This window comes from Rhodococcus sp. NCIMB 12038, assembly GCF_002165735.1.
Classification (GTDB): Bacteria; Actinomycetota; Actinomycetes; order Mycobacteriales; family Mycobacteriaceae; genus Rhodococcus_F.
The window spans coordinates 224,833-251,586 of sequence record NZ_NHML01000006.1; the positions used below are offsets into that span (position 1 = coordinate 224,833).

Below are 26,754 nucleotides of genomic sequence, written 5' to 3' on the forward strand. Positions count from 1 at the left end.
GTCAAGTGTAAGCTGGAGGGATGAAGTCGTATGGGGAGTTCTGCGCGTTGGCGCGGGCGTTGGATGTCATCGGTGACCGATGGACGATGTTGATCGTCCGGGAGCTTCTCGTCGGCCCGAGCCGGTACTCGGACCTGAACAGGGCGTTGCCCGGCATCGCCACGAACCTGCTGGCGCAACGCCTTCGGACACTCGAGGAAACGGGAGTCGTCGCCTCATCCGACGAGCCCGCTCCGGTGTCGGCGCGCGTCTACTTCCTGACCGAGTGGGGGCTCGGGTTGCAGAAACCCTTGGTGGAACTTGCACGATGGGGAGTGCCGCTGATGTCGACCGGCGCGGGCGACGACCACAACAGAGGGCGATGGTTGGTCTTCGCGATCATGGCGCTGTTCCCAGAGGCGAGCGCACTGGCGAGCGGGCCCGGCTTCCCCGTCCTCACCGCTCGCATCGACGCGGACGGCGACAGCGTGTTGCTCGAGTCCGGTCCGACCGGGGTGAGCACCTCGATAGTGAGCAGCGACGTGTCCGCAGAGCTGATCATCGAGGGCTCATCCGAAGAAGTCTTTCTCACCCTGTCCGGCGATCGAACCGCACGCCCACACGCCCGCGTAGCAGGCGACACCGACGCGCTCCACCGGTTCTCCGAGCTCACCGCTATCGCCCTGACCGCCGACCGAAACCCGTCGGCTCAGAAAACCGCCACTTCCTGAAGACGCGCATTGTTCTCCAATGCCCACCGCACGGACTTCGGTCGTCGCCCGAGCAGAGTTTCCAAGTCGGTGACGCAACTCGTCGGAAGCTCAGGCGTGGTGGTTCCAATCTCGAGCTGAATGGATATCACTTGAACAGACGCCGCGCGCAACCGAGGAGTAGCCCGGTCGCCGGCCAACCGCGAGTAATTCGTCCAGATACTCCTCGGTCAAAGCCCGTGAAAGCGACAGCACGAAAGAGAAGGTTCCACTTCATCCCTCGCACCAAATCCGGCACCTAGGAGTTCGAAAGAGATTCCGACGAATTCCGACAGTTCTGTTAGCCAACCTGCCAGTAGGCGGCCGATCCCGACGTCGGTGTGCTCAGCGAGGTGGGCGTCGACGATCGCATCCCGGGTGCGGCGGCGAACCACCGGGTCGAACATGCGGATCGAGGCGCGGAAACCGTCCTTCCAGGAGTTCGCCGGGGCGGCGCCAGGCCTCGATGTCGGTGGCAAACAGCAGCGGGATCAGAGTGCGTTCGCCTGCGCACGCCGCTCGGTCGTCGCCGCGAGGACCGTTCGATCTGATCCCACGTCCCGCGCCTCTTCACGATCCGGCTGACCTCCGGCTGTGTGACTGCCATCGTGTCTGACGAACTGGCTCAGACAGGCTGACCTCGAAGAGGCCATCAAGCCAGGGACGACGAACGAGGAGTCCAGAGAGAACCGCGAGCTGAGAAAGCGGATCCAGTTGCTCGAGCAGGAGCGAGGTGCTGCGGAGGGCCGCCGCCTACCTGTCACAGGCCAACCTGCCGGGAAAGTGACCGGTAGCGATGGCGGCGGCGAAGCGCCCGCGTAGACTGGTGCTGCCGAGCCCGGTTGCGAAGGTCCGCCGCCATGGACATGAACGAAGGTAGGTGTGATCGTCAGACCAGCAGACGGCAATGATGTGACTGCTGCCGGGCCAACGGGTGCAGAAACCCTGTCCGCAGTGGACGAGCGCCTGGCAGCAGTGTGCCAAGGGTTGACTGTGCGCCTCGACGAGCTCGCAATCGAAATCGCCGAAAAGCTGCGTGCCGAACTGCCGCATTTCGCAGCGGCGATGGCAATCGAGGAACTCGTTCCGGCGGTCCATCAGAACATCGAGGGACTAATCGAGAGTGTGCGATTGAATCGCACCTTATCCGTGCCTGGACCGCACAACACCGGACTCCTCCGCGCCGAACAGGAAATGCCGCTCGAGACCGTGCTGTCGGGCTTCCGAATCGGCGTCATCCATATCTGGCAAGAGTTGGTGTTGGGCTGCGAGGAAGCGGACCGCGAGACCTTCGGCGCGGACGGCCCGGCACCCGCAAGCCGTGCATTACTCATGTCGGCCTCGGTTTTGTGGACCACCTTCGAAAAGTACTCGCAGGAAATCGCGAAGGCTTATCAAACGTTCGCCGCCGAGCGCCAGCAACGGAACCACCGCAGGCGTCAGGCGTTACTGACAATGCTGTTCAGTGGCGAGCCAGGACACGATCAGACGCTGGTCGACGTCGCCAATCAACTGCAATTCCCCACCGCAGGAACATTTGTCGTCTTGATGACCGAGCATTCAGCGCCAGACACGGATACGCCCGAGACGGCGCGCACCTCGCTGGCGGGAATCGGGCTGCAATCGGTCTGGAAATCAGAGGCACGGTCGGACATCGGTCTTATCGCGGTGGCCGGCCAAATCGACATACTGCGGATAACGGAGCATGTCTCGCGGCTCAAGTTCCGCAAAGTCGGTGTCAGCAGGCCATTCTCGGGCCTAAGCGCCGTTCCTGCTGCCGTGGCTCAGGCACGAATTGCCAGTAATGCCGGCCGTGAGGGGCGACACATTGTCACCCACTTCGACGATGCTCAGGTAGCTGGTCTCCTCATCAGTTCACCTGCCCTCGCTGCGGGGTTGCAGCAGCACGTTTTCGGTGCGATTCAAGAGATGTCAAACGTCGACCAGGATCTCCTCATCGGCACGCTCAGAGCGTGGTTTGACAACGGCGGCCACCCGGAGTCGGCGGCAACTGAGCTGCACTGTCATCCCAATACCGTCCGGTATCGCTTGAACAGGCTGATGAGCGCTCTGAACCGGGACTTGAAGACACCGCTTGACGTCGTCCATCTTTTCCTTGCGGCGGAGGCTCGCCGGCTGCAAGTTTCCGGGCCGATCCAGACATCCAGGAAGACTCCGCCGGAGAACCCGAACGGTCGTTAATCCGCGAACTGAACCTGTGACGGTGATCGAGTTTGTTCCGGGGAACAAAACGAGCGTCAAAGGTTTGTTGCTGCTTGCCCACCAGACTTGCGAGATGGAACTCTCGGACCCGGTCGATGTGACCGCGGCCTCGGCAAGAGTGACGAGAGAGGCCGTTTCCGACGAACGATGTGGAGACCCTCGATGACTGCAGACCCGCCGCCAATCGTGATACCTGACAGGGCCACTGCAGAGGACGACCTCGCACCGTCCTCCTTACTCGGCGCATCGCGTGGTCGTCGCGCAGCCTGGGCAGGCGGCGTTGGCACCGTGATCGAGTACTACGATTACTCGCTGTTCGGCTTCCTGATAGTGACCATTTCGCCGCTGTTCTTCCCGGCATCCGATCCAGCCGCCGCGTTGATGTCGGGACTGATGTTGTTCGCCACCGGGTTCCTGCTCCGCCCCATCGGCGGTCTGATCTTCGGTCGAATCGGGGACCGTTACGGGCGCAAGCAAGCCTTGCTAGCGACACTGCTGTCGATGGGGCTGGCAAGCACAGCCATTGGGCTGCTACCAACCTACGAGACCATCGGAGTTTGGGCCACAGTGCTGCTGGTACTGGTGCGGTCGGTCCAGGGTCTTTCTGCAGGTGGCGAACTCGGTGGATCAATGACCTTCATCGCAGAGTCCTCCTCCGTAAGCAAGCGGGGCGCCAACGGAGCTGCCAGCGCCATTGGAATCACTGTCGGATACTCCGTCGCCGGAGTCACCGTCGGCCTCATCTCTTTTGCATTGCCAACCGAACAGTTCGGATCGTGGGGTTGGCGTATTCCTTTCCTGCTGACCCTGCCGCTGTGCCTGTACTGCTTGTGGCTGCGGAGCCGCTCGGAAGAAACACTGTCGCCAACTGCTGCCCGCAGTCGGCGGGGCGCGCTACGCCGCCTGCTCTCCGACGACGGGCGCGGCCTGGCCTTGACTTCTCTGGCCAGCATCGCGGTGAACGGTACGTGCTACATCGGACTGAGCTACCTCAGCGTTCATCTCATTCAGGTACTCACGCTACCGCAGACGGCGGTGTACTGGATTGTTGTGGTGGCAATGATGACCTCGGGAGGTGCGTCCTTCCTCGCCGGCAGGATCTCCGACCGGGTCGGACTGATGACGGTGACTCGTACCGGCATGATCGTCTTCGCCGTGATTGCGGTCCCAGCCTTCGCCGCCATGTCCACCGGCAATCTCGTCGCCGTGCTCGTGGCCTATATCGCGCTCATGTCTACCGCCATGGCTGCAGCTGCTCCAGTGCTGGCCAGCGTTCCAATGCTGTTCCGAACGGAGCATCGCTACACCGGCACCGCTCTCGGCTGGAACATCGGCGCAGTTACCGCCGGCGCCACCACTCCACTTGTCGCCTTTTGGCTCGTCGAACAAACGGATAGCCCTATCTCCCCGGCAGGTGTCTGCCTAATCGCCGCGGTTCTCGGCGTCGTCATCACCTTTCCCATCCGACGGCACCTGGAACACCGCGCCAGTCACTGAGCACACAGATGATTCGCTTCGCTACAACTACTCGTGTGCAGGGCAATCGAACGATTCCCGATGGCAACCGAACACCCATTCCAAACCTCACAAGCGAAAGGTAACGGAAAATGACAATCACTTCAGACACACCCTCCAGCGCAGGTCTCATCGATCGACCGGCCAGCGTGCTCACGCCGCAACCGGGCCTTCCTCAGCCGCCCGTCGGACTCTCGATCGAAGACGAAAGACTGCTACGGAAGCGCGAACTCGCAGCATCCCTTCGCCTGTTCGGAAAGTTCGGATTCGGCGAAGGCGTGGCCGGCCACATGACCGTCCGTGACCCCGAGGTCCACGACGAATTCTGGGTGAATCCATTCATCAAAAGCTTTAAGTCAATACGGGTATCCGACCTACTTCGGGTCGACCACTCGGGGCGAGTGCTCGAGGGCGAAGGTACCGTCAACCTCGCCGGCTTCTACATCCACTCCGAACTGCACAAAGCCCGTCCCGATGTCGTGGCGGCAGCGCATACCCACTCCATCCATGGTCGGACACTGTCGTCGTTGGGCATGGGGATCCGTCCGATCAACCAGGACGCTGCCGCCTTCTACGAAGACCACGCGATCTACGATTTCTACGGCGGCCCTGCAGGTTACCGGGATGAAGGAGAACGAATTTCTACCGCCCTCGGTCAGTCTAAAGCAGCGGTACTGCAGAACCACGGGTTGCTCACGACTGGCCAGTCAGCGGGTGAAGCAGCGTGGTGGTTCATCGCCATGGAGCGCTGTGCACAGGTACAACTGGCAGCGATGACCGCCGGAACACCCATCGAAATGGACCACGAAACGGCTACCTTCACCCACCGCGAGAACGGCAGCTCGTACGCCGCGTGGCTCAGCATCCGACCACTGTTCGACGACATACTGCGCGAACAGCCTGACCTGCTGGACTAGGTTTATCGGACGGGGTTGCACCAAAGGTGCTCTGGGGCCACTCCGTCCGCCCTGGAGGAAGATATTTCGACACCTGAGATCAGCAGACAGGAAGACCATGTGAACGTTCATGAAGCCCGTCGACCGGTCGCCGTGATCGGAGCAGGCGCCATCGGTTTATCACTCGCGTCCGCATTTGCCCGCGCGGGCCGGCCCATCACCATCTGCGGTGGGCGGACTCCGATTGATCACATCGAGATCACCGAGAACGGTTCTACTGAATCGTGGCCGGTCCAACACATCGGAGACCCGGCTGAAGCCATGACGCATTCTACGGTGATCGTGGCCGTCAAAGCTCACCACACTGCGGTAGCGGAGCGTTGGTTGCGCGCCGCCGCAGATCCCCGGACAGCAATGTTGGTGGCACAGAACGGCATCGAGCACACCGATCGGGTAGCCCCTTACACCGACGGAGCACACATTATTCCCGGCGTCGTCTACCTCAACGCCGAACGCTACAAGCCCGGCTGCGCGGTCTTGCGTAGATCTGGCAGTGTCGATGTCTCCATGCCCGACGATGCGGTCAGTCGCAGACTTGCCGACGAGCTCATGGCGGGCGGTATGCGGACGTCGCTTGAAAGCGATTTGAAGACCGTCGCCTGGCGTAAGCTCCTGGCGAACATTTCTGCCAGCCCCCTCACCGCTCTGACAGGTCGCCGCTTGGATGTGTTGCAAGAAGCAAATATTCAGAATCTGGCGCTGGAGATCATGTACGAGGCGGTTACAGTCGGCAATGCTGAGGGTGCAGCACTCACCCCGGCCGATGCCGAGGGCATGCTGGACTGGCTACTTAACGCCCCCACGGACGGTACGTCGTCGATGAGGGAGGATCGTCTTGCCGGTCGGCCTTTGGAGCATGATGCGCTGACCGGGGCTGTCGTGCGGGCGGCCGACCGACACAGCATCGCTACGCCGATGAACCGGCTTGTCCTAGCACTGATTTCAGCAGTCAAACCAGCTGAACGAGAGGACGTCCAGAAGTAACACACAGGGGACGGCCATGTCGGTCTCTCGGATCCGCTGCCGGCAGACGCGCATCATCATCTGGCCACTGTCGAAGAGCACACCGAAGTGGGCAGCGTCAGCGCCGTATTCGTCTGGCACTTCCGCCGCTGTCCCCTGCCCAAGCCGTAACACGAGAAGGATCATGAATTTATGAGTACGAACACAGACTTATATCGTGCCGGCCGTGACCAGTTGATAACGTTGATCGACGACTATGACAAAGCCGTGCACGAGTTCCGCTGGCCCCAACTGACGGGGCAGTTCAATTGGGCCATCGACTGGTTCGACGCGTTCGCCCGCGGCAACGACCGCACGGCGCTGTGGATCACCGAACAGGACGGCAGCGAACTGAAGGTGTCCTTCGCGGAGATGGTCGAGCGCTCCGACCGGGTCGCGACCTGGCTGCAGCAGCTCGGTGTGGGTAAAGGTGATCGGGTTATTCTGATGCTGGGCAACCAAGTCGAGCTGTGGGAGGCGATGCTGGCGGTGCTCAAGCTCGGCGCCATCGTGATGCCCACCACCGCCGCCCTCGGGCCGGACGATCTTCGCGACCGCCTCGACCGTAGCGCGGCGCGGTGTGTGATCGCCAATCTCGCCGACACCCCGAAATTCGACGAACTGACCGGCGACTACCTGCGCATAGTGGTCGGCGGCGAGGCCGCTGGCTGGCACCCGTATGCGCAATCGGCCGACTTGGCCCCGGCTGGCCCGTTCCAGACCGTCACCACGGTCGACGAACCGATGCTCATCTACTTCACCTCCGGAACCACCAGCAAACCGAAACTCGTCGAACACTCCCAGACCAGCTACGCCGTAGGACATTTGACCACGATGGCGTGGATCGGCCTCACGCCCGGCGATGTACATCTGGCTATCAGCTCACCCGGGTGGGCCAAACACGCGTGGAGTTGCTTCTTCGCGCCGTGGATCGCCGAGGCGACAATCTTTGTCTACAACTACAGCCGATTCGACGCCGCATCCCTGCTCGACCAGCTGCACCGCGCCCAGGTCAACACCTTCTGTGCACCGCCGACAGTGTGGCGCATGCTCATCCAGGCCGACCTCGGCCCCAAACCTGAAGGTCTCCGCGAACTGCTCGGTGCCGGGGAACCGCTCAACCCCGACGTCATCCGCCAGGTCGAACACGCCTGGGGATTGACCATCCGCGACGGATTCGGGCAAACCGAGACCACCCTGCAAATCGGCAACACCCCCGGCCAACCGGTCAAAGCCGGTTCGATGGGACGGCCGATGCCCGGGGTGCCGGTGGTGCTTGTCGATCCGATCACCGGGACCGTCTCCGACGAGGGAGAGATCTGTTTGGACCTGAGCCAGCATCCGAAGAATCTGATGACCGGATACCTCGGTGACCCCGACCGCAACGACCAGGTCATGGCCGGCGGCTACTACCACACCGGAGACGTCGCACAACGTGACGCGGACGGGTACATCACCTACGTCGGACGCACCGACGACGTGTTCAAATCCTCCGACTACAAGGTGTCACCGTTCGAGTTGGAAAGTGTGCTCATCGAACACCCCGCCGTCGTCGAAGCCGCCGTCGTCCCCCAACCCGATCTCACCCGCCTCGCCTTACCCAAGGCGTACATCTCGCTCGCCACCGGATGGGAACCCACCGCCGACACCGCCCGCTCGATCCTCGAATACTCCCGCGACCACCTCGCCCCCTACCTCAAGGTCCGGCGCATCGAGTTCTTCGAGCTCCCCAAAACCATCTCCGGCAAGATCCGTCGCGTCGAACTCCAACACCGCGAAACCCAAGCCCATGAGGACAGCACCCCGATCACCACCGAATACCGCTACGAAGACCTAATCGACTAACCCGTCGCGGATAACGTATTCCTCGACGATGCCGAGACGGGTCTGTCCAGATAACGGTGTAACTGGTTGATTTGTAGCTACTTTCGTCCGGCGGACAGGCGTCCGTCGAAGGTGATCTCGACGGCATTCAGTGCCGCCTCCAGCGGTTGAACCAGCGCTGGCGGGCGGCGCCTTTGGGGTCGAGGCTCATGATGGCCAGGTACACACGCATTTCAGGGCATCTTCCCGGACCGCACCCGAATCAGGAGGTGACACCCGCGGAACTGACGGCATAACCCCACGAGGAGTCACGCGACGACTTCGTACACCACGCCCCGGGGCTTGACCCCACGGTCGAAGTCACATCCGAGTTACGACTCGAGGCGAGGTCGGCAGGTCCAGTCGCCTCCGAGCTTCGTAATTGTCTATGTCGCCAATATTTTTCAGGGTTATTGCGATGTCGTCCAGTCCGTTCATGAGTCGCCATCGTGCGTTCGCATCGTATTCGAAGCCGAAGGTGTTCCCATTCCCGACCTGTACGTGACAATTTTCGAGGTCGATGGTCATCGTCTCGCCGGGGGTGGACGCCAGAACCGCCCAGATCGATTCGATCTCAGCTTCACTGAGAGTGACGGTCAGGAGACCATTCTTCAGGGCGTTACCTCGAAAGATGTCGCCGAATTCGGGAGATATGACAACGCGTATCCCATAATTTTTCAGGGCCCATACGGCCATTTCTCGGGAGGATCCGCACCCGAAGTTTCGGCCGACAACCAGGATGCTGGCACCTCGATAGACCGGATTATTGAGCACGAAATTTTTATCCTTGCGCCACTCGTATAGCAGAAAATCCTCGTATCCGACCTTTGTCAGACCAACACAGAACCGAGTGGGAATGATCTGGTCTGTATCGATATCGGAAACTGGAATCGGTACTGCGATTCCGGTGTGGCTAACGATGGGTTCCATTGGTCGACTCCTTCAGTTCGGACGGTGCAGTGAGCCGACCGGTCACTGCAGTGGCAGCTGCGACGGCGGGCGATACCAGGTGCGTCTTGACGCCGGTTCCCTGTCGTCCTTCGAAATTGCGGTTACTGGTGGATGCGATCCGCTTACCGGCGCTCACTCGATCCTCGTTCAGCGCGACACACATCGAACATCCTGAATAGCGAAGGTCCACGCCGGCGGCTGTGAACACTTGATCCAGACCTTCCCGAACTGCTTGAGCGCGCACTGTGTCAGAGCCCGGAACAAGGATCACCTCTATCTCCGGTGAGATCGTTCGGCCTTGCCACACGGCCGCAACCTCCCGCAAATCCTCGATCCGGCTGTTGGTGCACGACCCGATGAAAACGGCGTCTACCGATACCTCGCTCATTTTTGTGCCAGGTTGTAGCTCCATGTACCCAAGCGCACGCTGGGCGGAGAGTTGTTCTGCGTGGTGTGCGAAATCGGCCGGGTCTGGAACCTCCCCGGTCAGGGGCACGGATTGGGAAGGGTTGGTACCCCAGGTGACGCGCGGGTGAATCGTTGTTGCATCTATCGTGATCTGTTTGTCGAAGTGGGCGTCCGGATCGGATACAAGGGTTCGCCAGTGATCCGCCTGAATGTCGAATTCTGGGCCGTCAACCACGTGCGGGCGGCCGCGCAAGTACTCGATGGTTGTTTCGTCCGGTGCAATCAGCCCTGCACGCGCGCCTGCCTCGATGGACATGTTCGACACGGTCATCCTGCCCTCCATCGAGAGCTGTCGTATTGCCGCGCCTTGATACTCGATGACGTGTCCTTGCCCGCCGTCCGTGCCGAGTACCTCGATAACAGTCAGGATCAGGTCTTTGGCTGTTGCACCGGGGGGAAGCTCACCGTGAACGGTCACCAGCATGTTCTTCATTGACCGCATCGACAGGGTCTGCGTGGCAAGGACATGCTCGCCTTGGCTGGTACCGATCCCGAAAGCGAGAGCTCCGAAGGCCCCGTGTGTGCTGGTGTGAGAGTCGCAGCACACCACCGTCATGCCGGGTTGGGTCAATCCGAGTTCCGGTCCTGTGACATGGACGATTCCGCGTGCGGTATCGCCCAATGAGTACAACTCGATGCCGAAGTCTTGGCAGTTCTGTCGAAGATGTTCGAGTTGCAGCGCAGCTGCGGGGTCTGTGATCGATCGGAAGATATCGTCGGTCGGAGTGTTGTGATCTTCGATGGCCAGCGTGAGGTCCGGTCGGCGGACTACGCGCCCGGCCTCGCGGAGTCCCGAGAATGCGGCGGGACTGGTGACCTCGTTGACCAGATGCATGTCGACGTAGATGAGATCCGGCTCGTCAGCTGTTCCTGGTCTTACCAGGTGCTCATTCCAGATTTTTTCTGCGAGTGTTTGCCCCATTGTGGCACCTCCGGAGGGGTTCTCGTTTGCTGCTGGGCTCACCCCGTCGTTGGGGGGCTCGTGCTTGGACTTGTTGAAGTGTCTGCTGCGGAACGGCTCGGGCCCTCGAGATCCTTCGGAATCGATGCCGGTAGCTATGGCGTCGGCGTGGAAGGCATCGACGAGTTCTTCGGGTTGCTGCGTTGTCGTGAGACCGCGGGGTGAAAAGGATACCTGCCGAGGAGTCGCCGATCATTCCTTCGACAGCTGCGGGGAATCGGCGAGGATACGTTTGACCGTCGAGGCTGCGATGGCGAGCTGTTGGAGATCGATGCCGGTGTCCACATCGTGGCTGTGGAAATGCGCGACCAGTTCCTCGGTGGCGAGGTTGCCGTGCGCGCCGGGCGCGAATGGGCATCCGCCGTATCCGCCGACCGCGCTGTCGAAGTGTTCGATGCCCAGATTCCGTGCTGCTTGCAGGGCGGTGGTCAGCGCTTGGCCGTCAGCGTTGTGCAGGTGCAGTCCGATAGTGATGTCGGGCAGTGCATCGCGTACGGCGCCCACCGCGGTGAGCACGTGCTCGGTGGTGGCGGTGCCCATTGTGTCGGCCAACCCGAGGGTGCGTATCCCCATGGCTGCGAACTGTTCGGCGACTTCTACCAGACGGGTGGGTGGGATGATTCCCTCGAACGGGCAGACGAAGGCGGTGGAAATCCCGCCGAGGAACCGTTGCGCCGGGTAACTGGCCACCGCCCGGGACAGATCCTCGAGGGCCTGCGCGGCGGATGTGCCGGCGTTCGCTCGGCTGTGCGCGGAACTCGCCGAAGCCGCGATGTGCACGACGTCAACTCCGGCCGCCACCGCACGATGAACCCCAGGGACGTTCAGTGCCAATGCGCTGACCTGTGTGGTGGCGCGGTAGGGCTGCAACCGGGCGACGAGTGCGTCGGCGTCGGCCATCTGTGGGACCCGGGTGGGCGAGACGAACGACACTGCTTCGATCTGCCGGATACCGGCAGCCACCAGCTCGTCGGCGATGGTGAGTTTGTCGTCGGTCGCGACGAGGACGTCCTCGTCCTGCAGACCGTCACGCAGGACGACGTCGGTGATGGTGACGGGCATGGGTGTACCTTCCTGAAGGGTCGGGGGTCAGAGCGAGGTGGGAACGACAATCAGGGCCCAGGCCACCAGCGGGGCGAGGAACACCACCAGACCGCAGTAGGCCAAGACGCTGCGTTGGAACCGTTGACGGTCTTCGACCTCGGCCTCGGCCACCACGATCGATCCGTTCGTGGCGAAGGGACTGACGTCGACGACGGTGGACGCGAAGGCCAGCGCGATGATGAATCCCAGCACGCCGAGTTCCCCGGCGGCGAGCATGGGTGCGGCGAGCGGCAGCGCGATGCCCAGGGTGCCGATCGAGGAGCCGACCGCGGAGATGATCGCGACGGCGTACAGCAGGATCAGCGCGGCGGCCAGGGGGGAGCCGAGGTGGGCGGCGGCGTCCCCGAGGAAGTCGAGGGTGCCGTTTTGTTTGAGCACCGTCATGTAGGTGAGCATGCCGCAGACCAGCAGGACGGCCGGCCAAGCCACCTTGTCTTCGATTCGGGGCATCTTCTGCGGGGCCATCAGTAGCAGCACCGTGCTGATGCAGATCGAGCTGACTCCGACGTCGACGTTGAAGGCCACCGAACCTACTGCCAGGAGCAGGATTCCGAGGAGCGTCGCGACCCGTTCGCGGTTGAACGGGGTGTGGCCGATGACGTCGGTTTCGGGCAGGACGGCGGTCGCGGCACGGGTGCCCGATTCGGGGGCGCCGCCGGGGCTCGGGTGGAGACTGGCCGGTGAGCTTGCACCGGACCCGGTGGTCTCATCGGTGCCGTCGGGCAGCTCGTGGAGCAGGTCGCGGCCGTAGATGACGAACAGTACGGTAAAGAACAGGGCGTTGAGTGCGAAGGGAACGATGAACAGCAGCAGCGGGTTCGCCTCGTACCCGGCGGATTTGATCAATCCGTTGACGAAGGCCCCGTAGATCGTGATGGGCGAGAACGCGCAGCCCAGGGCGCCGTGGTTGATGGCCATGCCCATCAGCAGAGGGTTGATGTTCTTCTTCCCGGCCAGCCGCATCGCGATGGGGGCCAGCATGCCTGCCGCCATCGGTGATCCCAGCGCCATCAGCGCGCCGGAGAGCAGGAACATCATCCACACCAGCGCCCAGCGCCGTCCATGGACCAGGCGTAGGGCCGATTCGACGATGATGTTGATGGTGCCGTTGGCCTTGGCGATGGCGAACAGCAAGGTGATGCCGGCGACGATCAGGAAGATGTCACCGGGAAATGCGTCGACGATGTCGTCGATCGGGATCCCCGACACCCATCCGCCGACGAGAAAGGCGCCGGCGAAGGCGAGGATGCCCATGTTGATCGGCACCTTGGTGGCGATGGTGAAGATCAGTACGAGGGCGAGGATGGAGATGGCGTAGACCATGGGACCGGGTTCTTCCGTGCGGGAGCAGAGGGGAAAGGATGTGGTTGCACCAGGGAACAGCGGAGCGGCGGATGCCCGCGGGTCAGATCACGCCTGCGGTGCGCAGTGCGTGCAGGCGGTCAGGCGTCAGGCCCAGCATCCGGCCCAGCACCGGCTCGGTGTCGGCACCGAGATCGGGCCCCAACCATCCGATTTCCGTTGCCTGGCCGTCGAACTGAGGTACCACGCCGGGGAAGCGCACCTCCTCGGGTGTGCCGTCTTCGACGTCGACCTTGAACGGCTGGATCATGCCGCGGGCCAGATAGTGCTCGTCGGAGACGATGCGGGCGGCGTCGTAGACCTCGCTGACCGGGACACCGGCGTCGGACAATAGGGAGACCACCTCTTTGGTGGTTCTGGTCGTCGTCCAGGCCACGATCGCCTCGTCGAGATCGTCTTCCCGCAGGTAGCGTTTGGTGCCGTCGACCAGGTCGGCATCACTGGCCAGGTCCGGGCGGCCGACGGCCTTCATCAGCCTGGCGAACACCGCGCTGGCATTCCCGGCGATCAGAACCGAGCCGTCGGCACACGGGTAGGAGCCGCTGGGCACCACACCGGGCAGGTTGCCGGCGGTGCGTTCGCGCACCATTTCGTAGGCGTCGTAGTCGGCGGTCAGCGATTCCATCGCCATGAACACCGATTCGTAGAGTGCGACATCGGCGACCTTGGGCCGGGTGTGGTCGCCGCCGCGGGCTTTGGCCAGGAGCATCATCAACGCGCTGACCGCACCATAGAGACCAGCGAGAGTGTCGCCCAGTGGTGCTGCCGGACGTACCGGTTCACGGTCGGGATAGCCGGTCACATAACGCAATCCACCGAATGCCTCGGCGACACCACCGAAGCCGGCGCGTTGTGCGTAGGGGCCGTTCTGGCCGTAACCGGAGATCCGCACCAGGACGAGGTCAGGGTTGGCTGCCTGCAACTGTTCGGGGCCGATGTTCCAGCGTTCCAGGGTGCCGGGGCGGAAGTTTTCGATCACGACATCGACCTGGGCGGCCAGGTCCAGCACCAGCTGCTGCCCCTCGGTGCTCTTCAAATCGAGCGTCACCGAGCGCTTGTTGCGGGCGATGGTGCGATACATCATCGAGGTGGTGCCCCTGCTGCGACGCCAGCCGCGCAGCTCGTCACCACCGTCGGGTCGCTCGATCTTGATGACCTCGGCGCCGAAATCGGCTAGCAGCCGAGTCGCGAAGGGCGCTGCGATGAAATTGCCCAGCTCCAGGACGGTGATGCCGTCGAGCGGGCCTGTAGTGGCGGTGTTCATGATGCTCCGATTCCTGTCGGCGGTGTGATCGACAAGTCACTGTGACCCAATATATGGGCCACTATGACCCGAATGATGGGGCAACCATAGTGCGACAGGTCACACAACGCAACGGGTATATGCCGACCAATACAGGTGGAGAGAGCAAAAAAGACACACCCACAGCCGTGAGGGCGGCGCCGGGGTCAGGAGTCGAGGAGTGACTTTTCGATACGATGAGCTGCAGCGATGGCCGAGGGACCGAGGCGGGCTCCGGGATCGTCACCGAGCCGGTGCACCGGGCCCGACACGCACACCGACGCGACGATCTCGCCGTGCACTCGTACCGGTGCGCTGACCGAGCCGAGGCCGGAAACCCGCTCGGAGAGCGTCTGCCACCAGCCGCGGCGTCGCGCGGCGGGGTCGTTGTCGAAATCGCCGGCCAGCACGTGGCCGCTCGACCCTTCCGCCAGCGGAAATGTGGTGCCGACCGGCATGGTGGCCCGCAGTTCGTTCGATGATTCGACACTCGCGGCGCACAAGCGCAGGTCACCGCGCCTTACCCACAGTTGCGAGGACTCGCCCGTGCTCTCGCTCAGCTCCTGAAGGACGGGCATGGCGATATCGGTCATCCCGGCGGCGGTAAAGCGATACCCGAGCCAGTACCGGCCCTCGGTATCTCGACGTAGATAGCCGTAGTGCGCGAGCTCGGCCACGAGACGTTGGGTGGTCGACTTCGACAGGCCGACAGTCCGTGCAAGGTCGCTGGTGATCATCGGACGCAACTCGACCGCGTCGATGATGGCGAATGCTCGCGACAAGACACCGACCGTCTTGCGCTGCTCGTCCACCATTGCCCGACTCTCCCGAGGAAACCGCGACCGCTACCGCGAACCGCATAGTGACTACTGCCTGTGTGGAACGATCCTAGCGTCGAGCGCTGCCGAAACGGCGGTCGGTCGAACAGCAACAGACATTGGCATTGGTCATGGCGCGTGTGATGCGCGGTTACTGATCGCATCGGCGAGGACAGCCGGCTCGGCAACGACTTCGCGTCCTGTGCCCAGGTCGATGAGGATGGCTGCTCGTACTTGCTCGAGCGAGATTGCCGGGTTGAGGTCTGCCAGTGCCGCCGCGGTGCTCGGATCGAATTCCACGTCGAGTGCTGCGTTGACATCGGTCAGCACGGCCCGTGTGGGTTCGGGGTCGGTGACGACAAGCTCTGCGCCGAAGAGCCATGCGCCCGAGATGATCCGCTGTGCCGTGCCGGCGAGTTTGACCCGGGCAGCGCCTTTGATGGCCCAGTCGCCGGGACAGTAGTCGCCTCGCCGGGACAGTAGTCGCCGGGCACTGCGCCGATCCGAGCGTCTATTGCCAAGGCCCCGGAGCCCTGAGACGAGCCGAATGGTGAGTTCACGGAAGCGTGCCCGTGCGCCGGTCATTCCCTGTGTGTCCGGAGCGAATATTTCCAGGACGAGCGTCTGCTCGTGGTACGCGGCGGCGCACCCACTGCACTACCGGCCATCGCAGCGGAGCGCCGCCTCCGCGTCGAGCTGCGCGGCGAGGAGCTGCGCCAGGTGGTCACCGCGGCGATCGGTCAGATCCGCGAGCTGGGTGCGGCAGGAGTATCCGTCCGCGAGGATCGTGGTGTCGGCATCGGCTCCGGCCACGGCGGGGAGAAGCTGCTGTTCGGCGACGGCGACGGACACCTCGTAGTGTCCCTTCTCGACGCCGAAGTTCCCGGCCAGGCCACAGTACCCACCCAACCGCTGCACCTGTGCACCGGCCTTCTCCAGGAGTTGTGCGTCCGGACTCCACCCCATCACGGAATGGTGATGGCAGTGCGGCTGCGCGACAACGGATTTGCCCTCGAGGGACGGCGGTTCCCACCCTCGGTCCGTCAACAGTTCCGCCAGGGTGCGGGTGGCCTCGGCGACCGGATCGGCGGCCGCCCTCCCCAGCAGTTCCGCGGCGTCCGAACGCAGCACCCCGGTGCAGGACGGCTCCATCCCGACGATCGGGATCCCGGCCGCGGCGCTGCCGGACAGTGCGTCCATGGTGCGTCCGAGGATCTTCTTCGCCGCGGTGAGTTGACCGGTCGAGATCCAGGTCAGTCCGCAGCACTGCTGCTTGTCGGTCAACTGCGGTCGGTACCCGGCGGCCTCGAGCACCCGCACGGCGGCGTGCCCGACCTCGGGGGTGAAGTAGTTGGTGAACGAGTCGACGAACAGCATTACTGGGTCACCGGTGGTGGCACGGTCGTTCTCGGTGGCCTTGAACCAGGACCGGAACGTCTGCTTCGCGAACGGGGGGATGGTGCGGCGCCTGTCCACGCCGGCCGACGACAACGCCAGCGGTCCGATGCCGGGAACGCGCATCATGGCGTTGACCGGGCCGGGGGCACGGCTGGCGATCTTCGCCCAGCGCGGGAGCCACCCCAGCGAGTAGTGGGAGGCAGGGCGGATGCGACCCTGGTAGCTCTGGTGCAGCACTTCGGCTTTGAAGGCGGCCATGTCGACCCCGGTCGGGCAGTCCGAGGAACATCCCTTGCAGGACAGGCACAGGTCGAGGGCGTCGTGGACCTCCGGCGAACGCCAGCCTCCGTCGACGGCGGTGCCGTTGATCATTTCCTGCAGGACGCGCGCGCGGCCGCGGGTGGAGTCCTTTTCCTCCCGTGTCGCCTGATACGACGGGCACATCACTCCCCCGCTCGCGGTGTTGTCGGCCCGGCACTTCCCGACGCCGGTGCAGCGGTGCACGGCCTGGGTGAAGTCGCCGTCGTCGTGGTGATACGCCATCGCAAGTTGACGCCGCACGAGCGGGGCTGCCGGCACCCGCAGATCCGCGTCGACGGGGCGCGGGTCGACGACGACACCCGGGTTGAGGATGTTGTCCGGGTCGAAGACGTGCTTGACGGCGGCGAAGAGTGTCATCGCGTCCGGTGAGTACATCAGCGGCAGGAGTTCGCTGCGGGCGCGGCCGTCACCGTGCTCACCCGACAGGGAACCGCCGTAGCCGGCGACCAGTTTGCTTGCCGCGACCAGGAACTCCCGGAAGATGCCGCTGCCGCCGGGCTGGTCGAGCGGCCAGTCGATGCGCACGTGCAGGCAGCCGTCGCCGAAGTGCCCGTACGGCAGGCCGGTGACGTCGTATTCGTTCATCAGCGCATCGAAGTCGCGGAGGTAGTTACCCAGCATTGCCGGTGGCACGGCCGCGTCCTCCCACCCCGCGTGCGCGGGCAGTCCGGCGGGGCTGCGCCCGGCGAGCCCGGCTCCGTCGGCCCGGATCCGCCACAACTCGGCGGTGCGGGCGGCGTCGGTGACGACGAGGCTGTCCACGGCGCCGCAGTCGCGTCCGACCTGCTGAGCCCGGGCGATCGTCTCGTCGATCTGTTCGCCGACGACCTCGACGAACAACCACGCCGCTCCTGTAGGCAGCGGCGGAACCGCATCCGGGCCGCGGCGCTCACGCACCACGTCGACGATTCGGGAATCGATCCCCTCGCAGGCCGTCGGATCGAACTTCAACACCAGCGGGGTCGCGTCCCCCGCCGACGCGATGTCGCGGTAGCCGAGCACCACCAGCACCCGGTGGGCGGGCTCGGTGACCAGCCGAACCGTGGCCCGGGTCGCCACGGCGAGCGTGCCCTCGGTGCCGACCAGCATGCGGGTCACGTCGAACCGGTTCTCCGGCAGGAGATGTTCGAGGGCGTAGCCGGACACCTGACGACCGAACTGGCCGAGTTCGGTGCGGATGGTCGCCAGGCCACCGCGAGTGACCTGCTGCAATGCGGTCAGTGTGGGGGATGCTGCCCCTTCACCGGGCGCGCCCAGTTGCAGCGACTCCCCGGTCCCGGTGAGCACATGTAGGCCCGTCACGTTGTCCGAGGTCCGGCCATATCCGAGGGTGCGGGACCCGCAGGCGTTGTTTCCGATCATCCCGCCGATGGTGCAGCGGGTGAACGTCGACGGGTCTGGGCCGAACCGTAATCCGTGGGCGGCAGCGGCCTGCTGCAGCACCACCTGGATCGTGCCCGGCTCCACCGTCGCGGTTTGTGCGTCCGTGTCGATCGAGAGCACCCGGTTCATGTGCCGGCTGAAGTCCAGGATCAGTCCCGTCCCGACCGCGTTGCCTGCCACCGAGGTGCCGCCTCCACGACTGGTCAGCGGCACACCCTCCCGACGGCACACCGCGAGAGCCGCCGCGACCTCGTCGGCGTGCCGTGGCCGCGCGACGACCAGCGGTCGCACCCGGTACAGGGAAGCGTCGGAAGAATAGGCGGCGCGGGTCGTGCCGTCGGAGAGAACATCGCTCACTCCAGAACTGCGCAGCTCAGCGGCCAGTGATTCAGCGGTGATCATTCGTAGCATGCTACAGCTCCTAGCATGCTACGAACAGTCCGATGTTGTTACAGTGATCGGGTGGCAGACGAAGCGCTCGAACTCGAACCGCTCACCCCGTTCCCGGGGCGACGGATGGAGCAGGCGATCGCGGCCGTGCGGGCCGCCATCGACGACGGCCGCATGAAGCCCGGAGTGAAGTACTCGGTCTACCAACTCGCCGAGGGCCTGGGCATCTCCCGCACCCCCGTGCGCGACGCGCTGCTCCGCCTCGAAGAAGTGGGACTCATCAAATTCGAGGCTCGGCAGGGCTTCCGCATCCTGCTCCCCCAGCCCAAGGAGATCGCCGAGATCTTCGCAGTCCGATTGGCGCTGGAACTCCCCGCCGTCCGCAAGGCCGCGACCGCACCCGACCCCGCCGCCTTGTCGGACGCGCTGCTCCACCAGCAGCGCCTGATGCGGGACGCAGCGGCCATCGGCAACGAACACGAGTTCGCCCACCACGACCTCGGGCTCCACGACCTGATCCTCGACGCCGCCGACAACAGCCGGGCCCGGGCGATCGTCAAGACACTGCGCGAGACCACCCGACTGCTCGGGGCCAACACCGCCGACAAGACCAGAACGCTCACCGACATCGACGACGAGCACACACCCGTCATCGACGCAATCATCGCCGGTCAACCCGACGAGGCAGAAGCCGCAATGCGCAAGCACCTCGAAAACACCGGACGCCTGCTCGTCGCCCAGGCCCTCCGCACCGAGGCGTCCGATCGGTCCGTCGACGAGATCTGGTCTGCCGTCGTCTGACCTCCACCCGTGAGTACTTGTCAACGTCCGGCGGTTAACAAGTACTCACGGGTGCGACATCAGTCCTACTTGGGCACCCAGTGGTCGGTCACGAGTTCGTACGATTGTTTGAGCTCGCCGTATGCCGCACGTTGAGCCTCCTCGCCCTCGCCGTACCGCCGAACGGCTGTTTCGTGTGCCGTGGCGAAAGCGGCCTGCACCTCCTTCGATGATCTCCGCAGTGTCTGTGGGAGGTCGGTCCGATTCACGGCTCCACTCCTTCTCGGTCATGGGCTTGATGTCGTACCCATCGATTGTCCGCCCGGTATCACCGCGACGGAACCGGAGTCGGGCAAGTTTTCCGACATGGCCGACCGATCAACCATCGACGGCCAACGAGTCGGCCCGACTCCCGACAGCGGCGGCACAGACCGGCAAACACCAGCATCGGACACCGACATAGGCAACAATGGCTCGGGAAGCTAGCCGCCACGTGAAATTCATTCTCGCCGAAGGGAATTCCGTACCAGAGGAGACTCGATGCCCGTTTCGCCACACTCTTTGTTGCAGCACGTCCAGGATCGCACCACCGACCTGCGCCGATGGTTGGATACCGGCGAGAACACCGCCACCTTGACTGCATACCTGCGCGACGAACCCGTCGACCACCGATGGCTCTCGACCTACCGACGACTCACCCACGACCTGCTGCGGGCGGTCGACCACGCCTGCCCACGGAGGGGACCGCACGACGCACAGGCGCCGAGCGTCGGACGCCAATCGGACCGGCGATGAACGACGACCAACGCCGGGCTCTCGAACACGTGCGCGACACGTGCGCAATGCTGCACTGCTTCCTGACCACCCACCCGAGCGACCGACCCCCGGAACGAGTCCGCACCGCCACCTTCGAGCAACTCACCGACGACCTCCTCGACGCCGTCACCTCGGCACAGAACGCCGGCGTCCCAGAACAGCGCATCTTCGACAGCATGTGACGGATGGCCTTCGTCGGAGTTCAGCCCAAGTCGAGGTCGGGCGCGGTCGCCAGGTATTCGATCTGCTCCAACGTCACCGGCACGGTGGAACCCCCGATGGGGGTGGTGTTGATGATGATCTGTTGGTTGGTGGGAAGGGTGATGGAGAAGTAGGCGCTACCGCCGTTGGATGGGTAGACCGCGCGAGTGACAGTGGATCCGTCGGACGACCTGGCAATGGCGCGATCCGGATCGATCTCGTTCAGGTACTCGTCCTGCGGAGAAGGCGCGGATCGGCCGAGTGGGATCACCGAGATCGTGTGCGAGGAGAAGCACATGGGTTCCCGGGCGATCGCCATCCTGGCCCGCGATGCCGCAACCGCGGCGGAGCGGTTCGGTGTCACCGACGGAAGTTCGGGGATCGTCTACACCCGCACCGGCCGACCGTTCTTCGACGACCCGGCCACGATGAGCGAACTGGTGGCCCGGCTCCGCACCGCGTGCAGACCGCTGATGGACGACCTCGGGTCGTCGTGGCTGGCACTCGATTGCGAACTGCTGCCGTGGTCGGCGAAGGCGGGAGAACTGATCCGCAGCCAATACGCGTCGGTCGGAGCCGCGGCGGGTGCGGCGCTGCCGGACGCGATCACCGCGCTGGAACGGGCCGCGGCGCGGGGGATGGACGTCGCAGACCTGTTGGCTCACACCCGAACCCGCGCGGACAACGCCCGGCGTTTCAGGGAGTCGTATGCACGGTACTGCTGGCCGGTGACCGGCCTGGACGGGGTGCGGCTCGCGCCGTTCCACATCCTCGCCTGTGACGGCCGCGCGACCGCAGTCACCGAACCGCACTCCTGGCACCTCGCGAAGCTGGCGGCACTCGAAGATCCCCTCATCGCCGCGACCAGGCACCGGTTCGTCGACCTCACGTCCGACGAGTCCCGGGACGCGGCGACCACCTGGTGGTCGCAACTGACCGAGGCCGGCGGTGAGGGCATGGTGGTCAAGCCACTCGGCCCCACACCCGCAGAACTGGCACACCGGAGGATTCAGCCGGGCATCAAGGTGCGGGGGCGGGAATACCTGCGGATCATCTACGGCCCCGATTACACGGAGAACCTCGATGTTCTCCGCGACCGCTCACTCGGCCGCAAACGATCGATGGCTCTGCGCGAACATGCGCTCGGCCTCGAGGCGCTGACCCGGTTCACCGAAGGCGACCCGCTGTGGCGAGTGCACGAAACGGTGTTCGCGGTTCTGGCGCTCGAGTCCGAGCCGGTGGACCCACGGTTGTAGCCGTCACCGGGTGCTCTGCCGGCGTGCGGTGATGGCGCCGTGAGACCTGGAGCCGCTCCCCGTCCGGGTGTGTGTCTCGATCACCTCGAAGCCGGCCTGGGCCAACTGCCGGCCGAGTTCGGCAACCGGCCATCGATGGGCAGTGGTCACGGCATGGTCGAATGCCTCTACGGTTGTTCCTTCGAAGAAGCCGACCAGCAGGCCGCCGCCCGGTCGAATCACGCGCGCGAACTCGGCGAGCGGAGTCTGGATGTCTTGCGGACTGTGGTGAATGAGCGAGTACCAGGACAGCACACCACCCAGTGATTCTGTCGCGACGTCCAGCGTCTCGAAGCTGCCGATTTCGAAGGAGAGGCTCGGAGACTGCGCGCGGGCCCGTTCGACGAACTCTGGCACCAGATCGATGCCGCTCGCAGCGACTCCGCACGCGGCCAGGAAGTCGGTCCACTGACCCGGACCACACCCGGCGTCGAGCACGGGTCCCGTCAGTGAGGCAGCCCAACTGCTCACCAGGGCCCGATCGGACGGGTGTGTCGAAGTCATGGAGCCGAAGAGAGCCGTGTATTCCTGGGATCTGGCCGAGTACGACTCTCGGACGATGTCGCCTGGCCGGGTTCTCGCGTTCGCCATGCGGTCAATGATCATCGATCGGGTGCTGCACACGCCGAACCTCCCCGCGGCGAGTCGGCACCTGGCGTCGACAATCGCCGTACGATCGCTGGAACCCGCCAACGACGATGCGTCTTCGCACTCTGACCGGTCACACTCTGGGACAGAGCAGCGTGCAGAAGGATGGAGAGCCGGATGTCCAGCTCAACGGTGACATTGCCATGCTGATCTACTCGATGAGCGTCTCGGTGGACGGCTTCATCACCGACCGGGAGGGGGGCTTCGGGTGGACGGTGCCCGACGACGAGCAGTTTCGTTTCCACGTCGAGCAGATACGCGAGCTCGGCGGCCATCTGTGCGGCCGTGGGCTTTACGAGACCATGCTGCCGTGGGAGACGGATCCGTCGATGCGCGACACCGAGCTTCAGGCCGCGTTCGCCGACATCTGGTGCACCATCCCGAAGGTCGTCTTCAGCCGCACGCTCGACAGCGTCCAAGGCAACGCCCGGCTGGCCAATGCGTCGGTGGCCGAGGAGGCCGCTGCAGCGCTCGACGCAACCGACAAGGACGTCTCGATCGGCGGCGCCGGCCTGGCCGCGACAGCAATCGAACTCGGCCTCGTCGACGAGCTGCGCATGTTCCGCAATCCGATCGTCGTCGGTGGCGGCACGCCGTTCCTGCCGCCGGTCACCGAAAACGTTCCGCTGGACCTGATCGAGACCAGGACGTTCGGCTCGCGCGTGATCTACGAGCGCTACCGGCGCGCCCGCGAGGAGTCCAACGGGCAACATTTGCGTTCCTCACCGCGAAGGACCCGTCGATGACGCTTCGGTTCAACTCGATATTGGCCTGCGGCATCGTCGTCACCGCGTCAGTGCTAATGACTGCGTGCAGTCCGGACGACGGTGAGGCATCATCCACACACGGCATACCGGGAATGCTCCCGACGGCGGACGAGCTGACCGCGCTGTACAACACTGCCCTCGACTACGACGTCCCCTTGTCCGACCGAGTGAATCTGATTCAGGGCGTCGACGAGGCCGATCCCCGGCTCGCCCAGAAGTTCGTTCAGGAGGGAATGACTGTCGAATTCCACGCGGTGCTGGACCCTGGCGACGGATCCTTACTCGCCTTCGGCAACCCCGTCATAAATGGGCAGCCGCAGCCGGAGGGTTCACCGATTCCGTTCGTGGCCGAAGACAGTGCATGGAAGATCGCCAGAAGCTGGGCTTGCTCGCAGGTCGGCTGCTAGGCAGGGGGCTCAGCCGGTCGGTGGCCGCTGTGCACCCGTGTCCTACGAACTGCTACCGAATGGTCCGGGCGGCGGCTGGACGGGATAGGCGGCGACGTCCATGATCACCGAACCTTCGCACGGGCCGCTGTCGATGTCGGTTCGCCAGGAACCGGTCAGCGTCCCGTCTGGCTGGGGTGTGTAGTACGCAACCGAGTGCGCCGGTGCCCACACCTTCGGCACGCCCTCGCCCTGGTAGCAGTCCCACTCCCAGTCGTAGGTGTGGACCCAGCTGGTCCCGTCCCACGTGTATCGCGGCGGTAGCGGCAAAGTCGGATTGGCCGGCGTGGGCCCATCGACCACGGTCGCAATGCAGGAGTCGTCCGTGCAACTCGTCTCGAATCGGTACGTATCAGCGAAGTCGGGCTCCCACTGCCGCGCGGCCAAACTCGTACCGGTCTTCGTCGCGGCGAAGCGCTTCAACGAGTAGTCCCCCGACCAGGACGGCTGCGTCGGTGCCGCCCCCGCAGGCACAGCCCCGGCAACCGACCAGAACGCGATCAACGCGACTATAAGCAATGACTTGCGCATGACAGATTGAATCACAGGTGTCGGCAACGTATTGGGTGTATATACCCGCGCGGTGGTGACCGGGACCGCGGTGTAGGTGGCGGCGCTCGTGTTCGCTCTACGCTTTCTGTGTGAGCACGTCGAAGGCCTGGACCGCCGACTTCGCGGACCGGGCCGCGCGGCGCGCAGCGGAACCCGACCCCGACTGGTCACGCGGGTGCAAGCTTCATTCGGCCGTGGCGCGGAGCCTGCAGAAGTTTCAGGTGGGAGAGAGCGGCGACGGCGCCCACCTGATCGTCAAGGCAGACGCTGCGGGCGACCCCGACTACGAGGCCGCCGTGCGACTGTTCGTCGCCGAAGAACAGAACCATGCGCGGATGCTCGCGGCGCTGCTACGCGCCGCCGGGGTACCGACAGTGGATCGGCACTGGTCCGACAGCATTTTCGTGCAATTGCGTCGGTTGATGGGGTTACGGCTCGAGCTCATGATCTTGACCGTCGCGGAAGTTATTGCGCTGCGCTACTACCGTGCGCTCGCCGACGGCGGCGGCGACGCACTCTTGGCCGAGGTGTCCCACCGAATCCTCGACGACGAACGACGCCACGTCCCGTTCCAGTGCTGTCGCCTGAGCACCGGCTTCGCCCACACCCCTGCGCAGGTGCGGGCCGCGATCAGGCGGACTTGGCGCGCACTGGCGTTGGCAGTCGCGGTGGTCGTCGCATTTGATCACGGACCGGCCCTGCGCGTGTTGGGTGTGACACGGCGGGTTTTCGTCGCCGACACCATGCGGCTGTTCGACAATGCCGCCGCACAGGCTTTCGGCACAGCAGGCCGGACCGGACTCACAACGACGACGATGAGTTTCGCAGTGGTTCCCAGTCTGTATCCACATCGATCAAAACGCGACTCGAGGAGAACGACATGACCGCGACCTACACCTTCGACGTCTTTTCCAGCCTCGACGGCTACGGCGGCGTCAGCGGCGGCGACTGGGGAGGCTACTGGGGCAAGCAGGGCCCCGAGTTGCTCGACCACCGCCTTGGCTTGTACGAGTCGGAGCAGCGGATGGTATTCGGGGCCAACACGTATCGGGCATTTGCGCAAATGCTGGCATCGAGCACCGAGGAGTCCGACGTGCGTGACCCATGGGTCACGCGGATGAGGAGCCTGCCGGCAACGGTGGTGTCGACGACGTTGGAAGGACCTCTCGACTGGCCGGACGCGACCATCGTCAGCGGTGACGCCGTCGACATCGTCGCCCGGCTCAAGCAGGAGTCCGACGTGCCCCTTCGCTCCCACGGCAGCCTGTCGATGAACCGGGCGCTGCTGGCCGCCGGCCTCGTCGACCGCCTGCAGGTGACGCTCTTCCCTGTGATCACCGGTCAGACCGGTGATGACCCGATCTTCCAGGGTGCGGCCGACTTCGACCTCGAGCTGCTCGAGAACCGGACGCTCGACGGTCACATCCAGGAGCTCGTCTACCGACCCACCCTCCACTGACCGCGGAGGGTAGCGCGCAAGCCCGGTCCTTCAAGGCCGGGCCAGCGCATCGACTGCGGCCTACCGGGAGCACGGGCGGTCGCCGCTGCTGCTCGATGTACTGCCTGCAAACCCACGGCGCGGAACTCGTGGGTGAGTGCGCAGTACGACGGCCCTTCGCCGCCGGATCGACGACCTGTCGGCCTGCACAGGAATCTAGACTTTCGTGCATGATTGATCCGATGCATTTCGAGGCGCACGCGGACATCTACGGTGACGCGCGGCCGCCGTATCCGCCGGCGCTGTGGGACAGTCTTCGCGGTCTCGGCGTTCTCGAGCCCGGCCTCCGCGCCCTGGACATCGGAGCGGGAACAGGGCAGGCGACCGGTCCCCTGCTCGCCGCGGGCCTGAGTGTCACCGCAGTGGAGCCCGGCCCACGGCTCGCCGCACGCCTCCGAGGCGCACATCCGGACGCGACCGTCATCGTCGAACGCGTCGAGGACGTCGAGCTTCCCGAGAATGCCTTCGACATCGCAATCGCGGCGACATCGATTCACTGGATCGATCTCGATATCGCTCTTCCGAAGGTCCACCGCGCGCTGACCCACGATGGGAGGTTCCTGGTGTGGCGGAACGTCTTCGGAGATCCCGACGCCAGGACCCCGTTCCGGGAGCGTGTCGCACGGATCGTGCAGGACCGCGGCGCACCACCACGCCCCGGACCCGATCCGGAGGATGTTTCAGCGCTCACCGCAGAGTTGACTCGTTCGGGCCTGTTCACCGTCGACGTGGTCCGCACGTTCCGGTGGAACATCGAGCTGAACGACCGGCAAGTGTTCCGGCTGTTCTCGACGTTCAGCGACTGGACCTCGGAGGAGGCCGAACAGGCTGCCGCCGCTGTCCGGGAACTCGGAGGCACCGTGATCGAGCACTACAGGACATGGCTCGTCGCACTGACTCCCGCGAAGACTCCTTGCGCGGATCTGCGGTAGGTCAGCGTCCACGGTTGTACTTGATGTGTTCGGTGCGTGAGTAGTCGTCGAGTGCGTTCGGTCGACGCCTGCGGCGGTGCCCTCGAGGACCGTG

The 26,754-nt window shown here is 64.3% G+C and carries 27 protein-coding genes; 15 read left to right on the plus strand and 12 right to left on the minus strand.

Annotated features, from left to right (window positions below; genetic code table 11):
• Positions 1–20 precede the first annotated feature (20 nt).
• The 6 genes from CA951_RS11245 to CA951_RS11280 all read left to right on the plus strand — a co-directional run bounded on the left by CA951_RS11245 (position 21) and on the right by CA951_RS11280 (position 8,269).
• Positions 21–710: a helix-turn-helix domain-containing protein gene (locus tag CA951_RS11245; RefSeq protein ID WP_087556918.1), complete on the plus strand. Its 690-nt coding sequence runs from the start codon at positions 21–23 to the stop codon at positions 708–710.
• Between the two features lie 972 nt (positions 711–1,682).
• On the plus strand, positions 1,683–2,930 hold the full coding sequence (locus CA951_RS11260) for a CdaR family transcriptional regulator (protein ID WP_143543040.1): 1,248 nt from the start codon (positions 1,683–1,685) through the stop codon (positions 2,928–2,930).
• 183 nt (positions 2,931–3,113) lie between these two features.
• Positions 3,114–4,448, plus strand: coding sequence for an MFS transporter (locus CA951_RS11265; RefSeq protein ID WP_179220170.1), 1,335 nt, complete (start codon positions 3,114–3,116; stop codon positions 4,446–4,448).
• A gap of 110 nt (positions 4,449–4,558) precedes the next feature.
• The gene (locus tag CA951_RS11270; RefSeq protein ID WP_087556921.1) at positions 4,559–5,383 is read left to right on the plus strand and encodes a class II aldolase/adducin family protein; all 825 of its coding nucleotides are present in this window, start codon (positions 4,559–4,561) and stop codon (positions 5,381–5,383) included.
• A gap of 99 nt (positions 5,384–5,482) precedes the next feature.
• Complete coding sequence (locus CA951_RS11275) at positions 5,483–6,406, plus strand: ketopantoate reductase family protein (RefSeq protein ID WP_087556922.1); 924 nt, start codon at positions 5,483–5,485, stop codon at positions 6,404–6,406.
• A gap of 171 nt (positions 6,407–6,577) precedes the next feature.
• Entirely contained in the window at positions 6,578–8,269 is a 1,692-nt protein-coding gene (locus CA951_RS11280) for an AMP-binding protein (RefSeq protein WP_087556923.1), read from the plus strand.
• 339 nt (positions 8,270–8,608) lie between these two features.
• On the opposite strand, the gene leuD is transcribed toward CA951_RS11280, so the two are convergent.
• From leuD to CA951_RS11325, 8 genes are all read right to left on the minus strand, one after another.
• Entirely contained in the window at positions 8,609–9,217 is a 609-nt protein-coding gene (gene leuD / locus CA951_RS11290) for a 3-isopropylmalate dehydratase small subunit (RefSeq protein ID WP_087556924.1), read from the minus strand.
• Complete coding sequence (leuC, locus tag CA951_RS11295; RefSeq protein ID WP_087556925.1) at positions 9,201–10,628, minus strand: 3-isopropylmalate dehydratase large subunit; 1,428 nt, start codon at positions 10,626–10,628, stop codon at positions 9,201–9,203. The genes leuD and leuC overlap by 17 nt, the downstream gene beginning before the upstream one ends.
• Positions 10,629–10,859: 231 nt before the next feature.
• Complete coding sequence (locus CA951_RS11300; protein ID WP_087556926.1) at positions 10,860–11,729, minus strand: hydroxymethylglutaryl-CoA lyase; 870 nt, start codon at positions 11,727–11,729, stop codon at positions 10,860–10,862.
• 27 nt (positions 11,730–11,756) lie between these two features.
• Positions 11,757–13,094: an SLC13 family permease gene (locus tag CA951_RS11305; protein ID WP_087556927.1), complete on the minus strand. Its 1,338-nt coding sequence runs from the start codon at positions 13,092–13,094 to the stop codon at positions 11,757–11,759.
• 82 nt (positions 13,095–13,176) lie between these two features.
• Positions 13,177–14,397 (minus strand): CaiB/BaiF CoA-transferase family protein, encoded by a 1,221-nt coding sequence (locus tag CA951_RS11310; protein ID WP_087556928.1) that lies wholly within the window; start codon positions 14,395–14,397, stop codon positions 13,177–13,179.
• A 185-nt stretch (positions 14,398–14,582) separates the two neighbouring features.
• Positions 14,583–15,230, minus strand: a complete 648-nt coding sequence (locus CA951_RS11315) for an IclR family transcriptional regulator (protein WP_087556929.1) — start codon at positions 15,228–15,230, stop codon at positions 14,583–14,585.
• Positions 15,231–15,362: 132 nt separating this feature from the next.
• On the minus strand, positions 15,363–15,818 hold the full coding sequence (locus CA951_RS11320; RefSeq protein ID WP_087556930.1) for a hypothetical protein: 456 nt from the start codon (positions 15,816–15,818) through the stop codon (positions 15,363–15,365).
• 72 nt (positions 15,819–15,890) lie between these two features.
• Positions 15,891–18,746 (minus strand): FAD-binding and (Fe-S)-binding domain-containing protein, encoded by a 2,856-nt coding sequence (locus CA951_RS11325; RefSeq protein WP_087556931.1) that lies wholly within the window; start codon positions 18,744–18,746, stop codon positions 15,891–15,893.
• Between the two features lie 51 nt (positions 18,747–18,797).
• Here CA951_RS11325 and CA951_RS11330 point away from each other — a divergent pair, with 51 nt between their 5' ends.
• Positions 18,798–19,526: a GntR family transcriptional regulator gene (locus CA951_RS11330; protein WP_087556932.1), complete on the plus strand. Its 729-nt coding sequence runs from the start codon at positions 18,798–18,800 to the stop codon at positions 19,524–19,526.
• Between the two features lie 65 nt (positions 19,527–19,591).
• On the opposite strand, the gene CA951_RS11335 is transcribed toward CA951_RS11330, so the two are convergent.
• Entirely contained in the window at positions 19,592–19,774 is a 183-nt protein-coding gene (locus tag CA951_RS11335) for a ChaB family protein (protein ID WP_087556933.1), read from the minus strand.
• Between the two features lie 271 nt (positions 19,775–20,045).
• Between CA951_RS11335 and CA951_RS11340 the strand changes: the two genes are divergently transcribed.
• A complete protein-coding gene (locus tag CA951_RS11340; protein ID WP_179220171.1) occupies positions 20,046–20,300 on the plus strand; it encodes a hypothetical protein in 255 nt (84 codons plus the stop codon).
• Positions 20,297–20,503 (plus strand): hypothetical protein, encoded by a 207-nt coding sequence (locus CA951_RS11345; RefSeq protein ID WP_072941917.1) that lies wholly within the window; start codon positions 20,297–20,299, stop codon positions 20,501–20,503. Before CA951_RS11340 ends, CA951_RS11345 begins: the two co-directional genes overlap by 4 nt.
• A gap of 20 nt (positions 20,504–20,523) precedes the next feature.
• Here CA951_RS11345 and CA951_RS11350 read toward each other — a convergent pair whose 3' ends face one another.
• On the minus strand, positions 20,524–20,841 hold the full coding sequence (locus CA951_RS11350; RefSeq protein WP_256973487.1) for a hypothetical protein: 318 nt from the start codon (positions 20,839–20,841) through the stop codon (positions 20,524–20,526).
• Between CA951_RS11350 and CA951_RS11355 the strand changes: the two genes are divergently transcribed.
• A complete protein-coding gene (locus CA951_RS11355) occupies positions 20,819–21,778 on the plus strand; it encodes a hypothetical protein (RefSeq protein ID WP_256973488.1) in 960 nt (319 codons plus the stop codon). The genes CA951_RS11350 and CA951_RS11355 overlap by 23 nt on opposite strands.
• Before the next feature lie 3 nt (positions 21,779–21,781).
• On the opposite strand, the gene CA951_RS11360 is transcribed toward CA951_RS11355, so the two are convergent.
• Entirely contained in the window at positions 21,782–22,408 is a 627-nt protein-coding gene (locus CA951_RS11360) for a class I SAM-dependent methyltransferase (protein WP_087557035.1), read from the minus strand.
• A 200-nt stretch (positions 22,409–22,608) separates the two neighbouring features.
• On the opposite strand from CA951_RS11360, the gene CA951_RS11365 reads away from it, so the two are divergent.
• Positions 22,609–23,211 carry a dihydrofolate reductase family protein gene (locus CA951_RS11365; protein ID WP_087557036.1) on the plus strand — a complete coding sequence of 201 codons (603 nt, stop codon included), beginning with the start codon at positions 22,609–22,611 and terminating at the stop codon, positions 23,209–23,211.
• A complete protein-coding gene (locus CA951_RS11370; protein WP_256973489.1) occupies positions 23,208–23,639 on the plus strand; it encodes a hypothetical protein in 432 nt (143 codons plus the stop codon). Before CA951_RS11365 ends, CA951_RS11370 begins: the two co-directional genes overlap by 4 nt.
• Positions 23,640–23,681: 42 nt before the next feature.
• On the opposite strand, the gene CA951_RS11375 is transcribed toward CA951_RS11370, so the two are convergent.
• A complete protein-coding gene (locus CA951_RS11375) occupies positions 23,682–24,209 on the minus strand; it encodes a hypothetical protein (protein WP_087556936.1) in 528 nt (175 codons plus the stop codon).
• 110 nt (positions 24,210–24,319) lie between these two features.
• Between CA951_RS11375 and CA951_RS43400 the strand changes: the two genes are divergently transcribed.
• From CA951_RS43400 to CA951_RS11395, 3 genes are all read left to right on the plus strand, one after another.
• Positions 24,320–25,114 carry a ferritin-like domain-containing protein gene (locus CA951_RS43400; protein ID WP_218780486.1) on the plus strand — a complete coding sequence of 265 codons (795 nt, stop codon included), beginning with the start codon at positions 24,320–24,322 and terminating at the stop codon, positions 25,112–25,114.
• Entirely contained in the window at positions 25,111–25,689 is a 579-nt protein-coding gene (locus CA951_RS11390) for a dihydrofolate reductase family protein (RefSeq protein ID WP_087556938.1), read from the plus strand. The genes CA951_RS43400 and CA951_RS11390 overlap by 4 nt, the downstream gene beginning before the upstream one ends.
• A 209-nt stretch (positions 25,690–25,898) precedes the next feature.
• Positions 25,899–26,660: a class I SAM-dependent methyltransferase gene (locus tag CA951_RS11395; RefSeq protein WP_087556939.1), complete on the plus strand. Its 762-nt coding sequence runs from the start codon at positions 25,899–25,901 to the stop codon at positions 26,658–26,660.
• Positions 26,661–26,754 lie beyond the last annotated feature (94 nt).

What these genes read in the sequence shown, in the direction of transcription:
- CA951_RS11270 (WP_087556921.1), top strand. Translation starts at nt 4,559, where the DNA reads ATGACAATCACTTCAGACACACCCTCCAGCGCAGGTCTCATCGATCGA.
- CA951_RS11245 (WP_087556918.1), top strand. Translation starts at nt 21, where the DNA reads ATGAAGTCGTATGGGGAGTTCTGCGCGTTGGCGCGGGCGTTGGATGTC.
- leuD (WP_087556924.1), bottom strand. Translation starts at nt 9,217, where the DNA reads ATGGAACCCATCGTTAGCCACACCGGAATCGCAGTACCGATTCCAGTT.
- CA951_RS11390 (WP_087556938.1), top strand. Translation starts at nt 25,111, where the DNA reads ATGACCGCGACCTACACCTTCGACGTCTTTTCCAGCCTCGACGGCTAC.
- CA951_RS11345 (WP_072941917.1), top strand. Translation starts at nt 20,297, where the DNA reads ATGAACGACGACCAACGCCGGGCTCTCGAACACGTGCGCGACACGTGC.
- CA951_RS11315 (WP_087556929.1), bottom strand. Translation starts at nt 15,230, where the DNA reads ATGGTGGACGAGCAGCGCAAGACGGTCGGTGTCTTGTCGCGAGCATTC.
- CA951_RS11355 (WP_256973488.1), top strand. Translation starts at nt 20,819, where the DNA reads ATGGGTTCCCGGGCGATCGCCATCCTGGCCCGCGATGCCGCAACCGCG.
- CA951_RS11300 (WP_087556926.1), bottom strand. Translation starts at nt 11,729, where the DNA reads ATGCCCGTCACCATCACCGACGTCGTCCTGCGTGACGGTCTGCAGGAC.
- CA951_RS11350 (WP_256973487.1), bottom strand. Translation starts at nt 20,841, where the DNA reads ATGGCGATCGCCCGGGAACCCATGTGCTTCTCCTCGCACACGATCTCG.
- CA951_RS11370 (WP_256973489.1), top strand. Translation starts at nt 23,208, where the DNA reads ATGACGCTTCGGTTCAACTCGATATTGGCCTGCGGCATCGTCGTCACC.
- CA951_RS11265 (WP_179220170.1), top strand. Translation starts at nt 3,114, where the DNA reads ATGACTGCAGACCCGCCGCCAATCGTGATACCTGACAGGGCCACTGCA.
- CA951_RS11305 (WP_087556927.1), bottom strand. Translation starts at nt 13,094, where the DNA reads ATGGTCTACGCCATCTCCATCCTCGCCCTCGTACTGATCTTCACCATC.
- CA951_RS11325 (WP_087556931.1), bottom strand. Translation starts at nt 18,746, where the DNA reads ATGCTACGAATGATCACCGCTGAATCACTGGCCGCTGAGCTGCGCAGT.
- leuC (WP_087556925.1), bottom strand. Translation starts at nt 10,628, where the DNA reads ATGGGGCAAACACTCGCAGAAAAAATCTGGAATGAGCACCTGGTAAGA.
- CA951_RS11310 (WP_087556928.1), bottom strand. Translation starts at nt 14,397, where the DNA reads ATGAACACCGCCACTACAGGCCCGCTCGACGGCATCACCGTCCTGGAG.
- CA951_RS11375 (WP_087556936.1), bottom strand. Translation starts at nt 24,209, where the DNA reads ATGCGCAAGTCATTGCTTATAGTCGCGTTGATCGCGTTCTGGTCGGTT.
- CA951_RS11360 (WP_087557035.1), bottom strand. Translation starts at nt 22,408, where the DNA reads ATGGCGAACGCGAGAACCCGGCCAGGCGACATCGTCCGAGAGTCGTAC.
- CA951_RS11340 (WP_179220171.1), top strand. Translation starts at nt 20,046, where the DNA reads ATGCCCGTTTCGCCACACTCTTTGTTGCAGCACGTCCAGGATCGCACC.
- CA951_RS11395 (WP_087556939.1), top strand. Translation starts at nt 25,899, where the DNA reads ATGATTGATCCGATGCATTTCGAGGCGCACGCGGACATCTACGGTGAC.
- CA951_RS11280 (WP_087556923.1), top strand. Translation starts at nt 6,578, where the DNA reads ATGAGTACGAACACAGACTTATATCGTGCCGGCCGTGACCAGTTGATA.
- CA951_RS11320 (WP_087556930.1), bottom strand. Translation starts at nt 15,818, where the DNA reads ATGACCGGCGCACGGGCACGCTTCCGTGAACTCACCATTCGGCTCGTC.
- CA951_RS11365 (WP_087557036.1), top strand. Translation starts at nt 22,609, where the DNA reads ATGCTGATCTACTCGATGAGCGTCTCGGTGGACGGCTTCATCACCGAC.